The sequence below is a fragment of the Halopenitus sp. POP-27 genome, from assembly GCF_029889855.1.
GTDB classification, from domain to species: domain Archaea; phylum Halobacteriota; class Halobacteria; order Halobacteriales; family Haloferacaceae; genus Halopenitus; species Halopenitus malekzadehii.
On sequence record NZ_JARANU010000016.1, the window covers coordinates 75,229 to 82,286 of the forward strand.

The 7,058-nt window shown below is 70.3% G+C and carries 7 protein-coding genes; 3 read left to right on the forward strand and 4 right to left on the reverse strand.

Annotated features, from left to right (window positions below):
- The first annotated feature begins 206 nt into the window (after positions 1–206).
- The 3 genes from OQF70_RS10710 to OQF70_RS10720 all read left to right on the forward strand — a co-directional run bounded on the left by OQF70_RS10710 (position 207) and on the right by OQF70_RS10720 (position 3,619).
- On the forward strand, positions 207–827 hold the full coding sequence (locus tag OQF70_RS10710) for a mechanosensitive ion channel domain-containing protein (RefSeq protein ID WP_280537526.1): 621 nt from the start codon (positions 207–209) through the stop codon (positions 825–827).
- Between the two features lie 93 nt (positions 828–920).
- Positions 921–2,750 (forward strand): radical SAM protein, encoded by a 1,830-nt coding sequence (locus OQF70_RS10715; RefSeq protein WP_280537527.1) that lies wholly within the window; start codon positions 921–923, stop codon positions 2,748–2,750.
- Positions 2,751–2,752: 2 nt separating this feature from the next.
- Entirely contained in the window at positions 2,753–3,619 is an 867-nt protein-coding gene (locus OQF70_RS10720; RefSeq protein WP_280537528.1) for an MBL fold metallo-hydrolase, read from the forward strand.
- Between the two features lie 22 nt (positions 3,620–3,641).
- Here OQF70_RS10720 and OQF70_RS10725 read toward each other — a convergent pair whose 3' ends face one another.
- The 4 genes from OQF70_RS10725 to OQF70_RS10740 form a co-directional block, all read right to left on the reverse strand.
- Positions 3,642–4,193 carry a hypothetical protein gene (locus OQF70_RS10725; RefSeq protein ID WP_280537530.1) on the reverse strand — a complete coding sequence of 184 codons (552 nt, stop codon included), beginning with the start codon at positions 4,191–4,193 and terminating at the stop codon, positions 3,642–3,644.
- A 25-nt stretch (positions 4,194–4,218) separates the two neighbouring features.
- Positions 4,219–5,184: an adenosylcobinamide amidohydrolase gene (locus tag OQF70_RS10730; RefSeq protein ID WP_280537531.1), complete on the reverse strand. Its 966-nt coding sequence runs from the start codon at positions 5,182–5,184 to the stop codon at positions 4,219–4,221.
- Positions 5,177–6,193 carry a threonine-phosphate decarboxylase gene (locus tag OQF70_RS10735; protein ID WP_280537532.1) on the reverse strand — a complete coding sequence of 339 codons (1,017 nt, stop codon included), beginning with the start codon at positions 6,191–6,193 and terminating at the stop codon, positions 5,177–5,179. Before OQF70_RS10735 ends, OQF70_RS10730 begins: the two co-directional genes overlap by 8 nt.
- A gap of 138 nt (positions 6,194–6,331) precedes the next feature.
- The coding region (locus OQF70_RS10740) for an NTP transferase domain-containing protein (RefSeq protein WP_321169495.1) at positions 6,332–7,058 on the reverse strand (727 nt) is incomplete at its 5' end.

The window sequence follows — 7,058 nt, forward strand, 5'->3', positions numbered from 1 at the left end:
CCGAACGACTCGTGAGGCGATCGGCGATCGCGGCGACCGGGATCCGTGGATCATACCCCACCTACAGCCGGTCATCACTAAACGCTACTGTCCGACGACCGGATGCTCCCCACGACAGGAGGAGAGCAGAAAAACGACGACCGAAGCGATGTCCCAACCCGTCGGTGGCCCGAACGACTTTCGGCCCCCGGGGAAAACGAAGCGATATGTCACCAAGCAACGTCCTCATTCAGACCGCCGGGTCGATCGGCGGACGGATCCTCGCCGAATTCCTCGAGGACCTGATCGCCGCGATCCCGCGGATCGTCTCGGGAGCCGTCTTCCTGCTGTTCGCGTACCTCGTCATCAAGGTCGTCCTGACGGTCACCCGAACCGTTCTCGACCGGGTGTACCCCGACGAGGAACGGCTCATCGTCGACCTCTCGGTGGCGGTCGTCGGGCTGTTCTGCTGGTTCGGGGCCGCGCTCGCGCTGTTGACGATCGTCGGCCTCGGCGAGGTGGCCGCCAGCCTCGGAACCGCCGGCGGGTTCATCGGGCTCGGCGTCGCCTTCGCGCTGAAGGAGATGATCGCGGACACGGTCGCCGGCGTCTATCTGCTGAAGGACCCGGATTTCACCCCAGGTGACCGGGTCGAGACGGCCTCGGTGTCGGGGACGGTCTCGGAGATCGGCCTCCGAAAGACCCGGATCCGGGCCGACGACGGGGAGCTCGTCGTCCTTGCGAACCGCGACGTGGAGAAGAAGTGGACGAACCGCTCGCGCACGGCGGCGTCGCCGGAGGCGACGGAGGCGGCGCCCGCTGACGCGGAGCCGTCGAGCACCGAGTAGCGGTTCCGGCGGCGGTGACTATCGGGGGACCACCGGAGAGACGCGAGCCACGCATCCGCGCCGTTTTACCGTCTCGGGCGAGTACCACGGCCTATGACCGATCCGTCCACGCGCGGCGGGGGGCCGGCCGACCCCGCCGACCTCGCCGTCACGATCGTCGACGGGTACGTGGACGAGCCGGCGCACTTCGGCGTGCCGCCGTACCTCTCCACGTATCCTCGCTACACGGCCGGTGCGCTGGTCGATGCCGGCGTACCGGAATCGTCGATCGCCTATCACACGATCGACGAGCTCCGCGAGGACCGACACAAGCGGGCCGACGTCGCGAACGCCGACCTGTTCGTCTACGTCGGCGGGATGACCGTTCCCGGCAAGTACGTCGGCGGCACGCCGGCGGAGCCGGACGAAGTCCGCGAACTCGGCTGGACCGCCGACGGAGTGACGCTGCTTGGCGGCCCCGTCAGATTCGGCGTCGGCGAGGAGAACGCCGGCGCACAGGAGACCGAGCGCGACGACCTCGATTACGACTTCGTCGCGAAGGGCGACGTCGAAGCCGCGGCTTACGACCTCGTGACCAACGGGCTCGAGGGATTCGGCAACCGGATGCGCGAGACGCAGGAAGGTGACCGCTGGGCCCGTCGCGGCGCGTTCGTGGTCGAACAGCACCCGAACCACCCCGACTACCTCATCTGTGAGCTGGAGACGTCGCGGGGCTGTGCCTACCGGTGTTCCTTCTGCACCGAGCCCCTGTACGGGAACCCGTCGTTCCGTGAGGCGGATGGGGTGGTCAGCGAAGTCGACGCGCTGTCCGACCGCGGCGTCGACCACTTCCGGCTGGGGCGGCAAGCCGACATCCTCGCGTTCGGCGGCGACGGCGAGGCGCCGAACCCGGACGCGCTCCGCCGGCTCTACGGCGGCATCCGGGAGGCCGCGCCGGGCCTCGAAACCCTCCACCTCGACAATATGAACCCGGTGACGATCGTCGACTATCCCGAACGGTCCCGGGAGGCGATCCGGATCATCGCCGAGCACAACACGCCCGGCGACACGGCGGCGTTCGGCCTGGAGTCGGCCGACCCGGTCGTCCGCGAGGAGAACGACCTGCTCGTCTCAGCCGAAGAGTGTCTCGAGGCCGTCCGCGTCGTCAACGAGGAGGGCGGCTGGCGACCCGGCGACGAGCCCGGGACGACGCCCGGGGGCGACGACCGCGTCCGCGGTCCCTCGACCGGACCGAACGCATCGCGGCGGCTCCCCAAGCTGTTGCCCGGGATCAACCTCGTCCACGGGTTGCAGGGGGAGCGCGAGGAGACCTTCGAACATAACCGGCGATTCCTGCAGCGCGTCTACGACGAGGGGCTACTGCTCCGCCGGATCAACATCCGGCAGGTGATGGCGTTCGCCGGCACGGAGATGTCGGAGACGGGCGCCGAGATCGCCGAGGACCACAAACGGCAGTTCAAGCAGTACAAACAGGAGGTCCGTGAGACGATCGACAACCCGATGCTCGAACGCGTCGTTCCTCGCGGGACGGTCCTGCCGGACGTCCACCTGGAGTACCACCAGGACGGGATGACCTTCGGCCGGCAGATCGGGACGTACGCGCTGCTCGTCGGGATCCCCGGCGAGCGCGAGCTCGGTCGGACGATGGACGTCGCGATCGTCGACCACGGCTACCGGTCGGTCACCGGCGTCCCCTACCCGCTGGACGTGAACGCGGCCTCGATGGACGAGCTGACGACGATCCCGGGGATCGCACGATCCACCGCCGGCGACATCGTGGTCGGGCGCCCGCACGCGAGCCTCGAGGAGGTCCCCGTGGAAACGATCGACCTCTCGGCGTACTGCGTCGCGACCGACTCCGACCCGGCGACGATCCCCGGACTGGAAGAACCGGGGAATCCGGCCGCCGGCAGGAGCGACTAACGATGGCTCGGGACGCCGCTGACGGTCGGTCGTCCGACGCGTCGGACGGTCAGTCATCGGGCGCGACCGACACAACGGAGCCGATCCGGCGGATCCCCCTCGAGGTACCGACGCGTGCGCCGAGCGGCGCGACCAACGCGTACCTCGTCGGCGACCTCCTCGTCGATCCCGCCGCCAGGGACCCCGAACTCGACCGCCTCGCCGATTCCGGGCGGATCGACCACGTCGCCGTCACGCACACGCACGCCGACCACGTCGGCGCGGTCGCCGACTATGCAGACCTCGCGAACGCGACGGTCTGGGCGCCCGCGGCGTTCGCTGACCGGGTTGCCGACGCGACCGGCGTGGCCCCCGACGCGACGTTTACCGACGGCGACACGCTTGGTGAGGACGGACCGACCGCGTTGGAGACGCCCGGCCACGCGGTCGACCACGTCGCGTTCGCGGTCCCGGACCACCGGCGTCACGAAGCCGGCGAGGCGATCCTCTGTGGAGACCTCGCCGTCGCCGAGGGCAGCGTCGTGGTCGGCCCGGGCGACGGCGGACTGATCGCGTACCTCGAGAGCCTTCGGCGGCTTCGCGACCGAACCCCGACCGCCCTGTACCCCGGACACGGCTCCGCCATCGAGGGTTCGGAGGCGGTCACGGCGACCCTCGATCGACTGATCGACCATCGGCTCGATCGGGAGACGGCGGTCCTCGAGGCGGTGGAGACCGGCGCACGCGACGTGGACGCCGTGGTTGATGCCGCGTACGAGAAGGACCTCACGGGCGTGGCCGACCTCGCCCGTGCGACCGTTCGTGCCCACCTCGAGAAGCTCCTCGTGGAGGGCCGCATCGGCGACGAGTGGCGGGCCCGGATCCCGTGACGCGCGGCGAGCCCGATCGACATCACTCCCCGGCGTCGACGGACCGGGACGCGGACTGCGGATTCGCGTCCGGACCGTCCGGACCGTCCGGATCGTCCGGATCGTCCGGATCGTCCGGATCGGGATGTCGACGATGGAGGACGTACTCGAGGACGGTTCTGACGAGGACGGCCACGAGGACGAGCCCCCCGAGCGCGACGCCGACGAACAGGACGCCGATCGCGCCCGGCCCGGGCAGGTCCTCCGGCAGGGTCGCGATCAGGACGACGAAGGCGCCGCCGGCGGTCACGGTGAGTACCACCTCAAGCACACGGACGACGACGTACACCGGCCGGTCACCGAATCGGCCCAACGGCGCGTCGTCGGTCGCCAGCACTCGGTAGCCGACGACCACGGTCTCCACGAGCACCACGAGACCGAGGAGCGGGCCGAGGAAGGCGACGATCAGGAGAGTGCGAAGCAGCCCGACGGGGGTGAGGCCGGTCAGCGCCGCGATCGTGGCGAGACCGGTCACGAGGACGGCGGTGAGCTTGCAGGTCTGGAGGGGGGCAACGGCGGGAAACCGGGCGGACATTCCGGTTCGATGTTTTCGCCACCACCTATAAATCCCCTCCCGGATCGGCGTCCGTCTCGACACGCGTGACCGTCGCACGGCCGTCAGTCACGACCCCGTGATCTGCGTCCGCGACGTCGGTCGGGATCCCGTCGTTCGAGCCGTCGGAATTTCCGGACATTCCGGTGGCCATAGACACCTCGGAGCCCCCCGAATCCCCGCCATATCGCGATCGGAGCGACGCTGCGACCGCATCGCGGACACAGACACGTGTTGCCCGCCCGACAGGCGTGGCGCTGCCCGAGAAGGTCGCCGGCTCACCGTCGGGGTCGTCGGCGACGACGACCGCATCGGAGGTCGTTCCCGGGAAGCCGGTCAGCGCGAGCAGCGTCGCCGCCTTCGCCTCGGCGACGACCGTGAGCAGGTTCGCGAGCGCGCCGTCCGAAAGCGATCGCGTCGTGCCCGCGACGAGGTTGACGGTGCCGGCGTGATGGCGGTCAGTCGCATGGCGCGGATCGGCGTCGTGCTGGCGATCGGCATCGTTCCGGCGATCGCCGGCGGCTTCGTCGGCGCCCCCAGCTCCGGCGGTGTCGCGACGCCCGTCGATCGGGAGGGCCGCCGGGTTGGAGATCCCGGCGGTCGCGAGGACCGCGACCGGCCCCGATCGCGCGATCCGTGCGTGGGTCTGATCGACGCCGGTGAGAAGTGCTGGAGCCGCGTCCGGTCCGACCTCCCCGTCGAAGCCCGCGCGGTCGAGCCGGTCGGCGACGTACCCGCGAAGGTCGCGGGCGTCGAACCCCTCGGGAACGGTGACGTTGTAGGCGGCGTCGGCGACGCGTCGCCCGCCGTCGAAGCCGGTCGAGAGGAACCGCGTCTCCGGCCGCACCAGCCGACAGACGCCGTCCGAGACGGTCGTCTCGAAGACGGGAACGGGAGCAGCCGGTGACGTCGGATGGGGGTCGGTCGCCGGCTCCGGAGAGGAGCCGCCCGACGTCGAGGGACGATCAGACATCGAGCGCCTCGAGAAGTCCGTCGTTCTCCGCCGATCGTCGAACGGCGATCCGAACGTGGCTCTCGAGCGTCCGGAACGTGCGGGCATCACGGAGCGCGTACCCGGCTTCCCGGGCGGTCTCGAGGAGCGCGTCAACACCCACATCGTCGGCGCTCGAGACGTCGACGAGGAGGAACGGCGCGTCGGAGGGGTGGACGGTGAACCGCGATCCGAGCCGGTCGGCCATCCGATCGCGCTCGCTCGCGACGCGCTCGCGCGTCCGACCGAGGAAGTCGGTGCACTCGAGACAGTGCGCGCCGACCGCCGCGGCGGGCGTCGCGAGTCCCCACGCCGGTCGCGCGGTTTCCAGGGCCTCCCGCCACTCGTCGGTCGCAACGAGAAAGCCCGCCCGGAGTCCGGGGAACCCGAACACCTTCGTCAACGATCGGGCAACGATCACGCCCGACTGGGGGCCGAGGCTCGAGGCGTCGGTGAAATCGAGGAACGCCTCGTCAACGAGCAGCGGCGTGTCGGCGGATCGGCACCGGGCGGCGAACGCTTCGCGCTCGCAGCGGCCCGGGAGCTCGCCGGTCGGGTTATTCGGGGTGCAGACGATCGCGAGCGCGTAGCCGGTCGGATCGGCCTCGAAGATGGCGTCGTGGGGAACGAACTCGGGCGTCCCACCCTGCAGTCGAACCTCCCGGGCGTACTCGCCGAAGGAGGGTTCCGGGAGGAGGACGCGGTCGCCCGGATCGACGGCGATCGCACAGACGAGGCGGATCCCGGCCAGCGCGCCGGCGGTCGGAACCACCTGTTGGGGGTCACAGTCCAGATACTCGCCGGCCGCCGTCCGGAACTCGGCATAGCCGTCGGACGGGTACCGGCGTGCGGCGGCGCGGGCGGCGTCGTACACCGGCGTGACCCCGGCGGGGGACTCCGGGTTCGTGTTCGCGCTGAAGTCGGCGACCGACCGATCGCTCGTCCCGCCGTGTGGGACGCGATCGGTCCGCGTGAGGGCGTCGCGGTCCATACGTCCGGAACCGACGCCGCTGACACAAAGGTTCCGTTCGCGGAGACGGCGAGGGGACGGCGGAGATGGCGGGGACGGCGGAGATGGCGGGGACGGTGAGACGGCGGAGACGGCGGGGACGGCGACGAGGGTGAGCAGTCAGCAGCCGTCGGGAGACGATGCGACCCGCTTTCGAGCGATCCGGAGGTCACCGGGACGGTTGACGTTGATCGCGAGGGCCGGATCGTCGACGACCCGAACGGTCTCAGGTGCGTCCTCGCTGCCGACCACGTTCAACCCGGTCGGCGCGACCTGCATTCCATCGACCGTCATCGTGGTATCCGCACTGACGCCGAGGTCGCGTTTCGTTGAAGCCGGGACACAAACGGTGAGCGACTCGCCGTCGGATCGCCGGATCGCGTGGTTGACCGCCGCAGAGACGTGGTCCGGACGAAGCAACGGGAGATCGGCCACGGCGGTGATCGCCGGCGGATCGACGTTCTCGAGTGCCGCCTGCAGGTCGGCGACGTAGCCGTCCCCCGATCCCTCCCGAACGGTCAGGACGGGACGATCGTCCCGGTCCACGGGATGGTCGAGGCCGTCGCCGCCATCGGGGACGTCGAGGCTGTCAATCCCCGATCGAAGGTGTGCGAGCGTCTCGGGGGTGTGCGGTGACGCGACGGCGTGGATCGCGTCGACCGCATCGGACCGTCGAAGCGCCCGGACGACTCGATCGACCATCGGTTCGCCGCCGACGCGAACCAGAGGCTTCTCCGCGATCGCATCAACCGTCGGCTCGCCGGCGAGCCGGGTCCCACGTCCGCCGCACAGGACGATCGGAGGAAAAGGAACGTCGGCGAGAGAGGCGGCGGGGTAGGGGGGGACG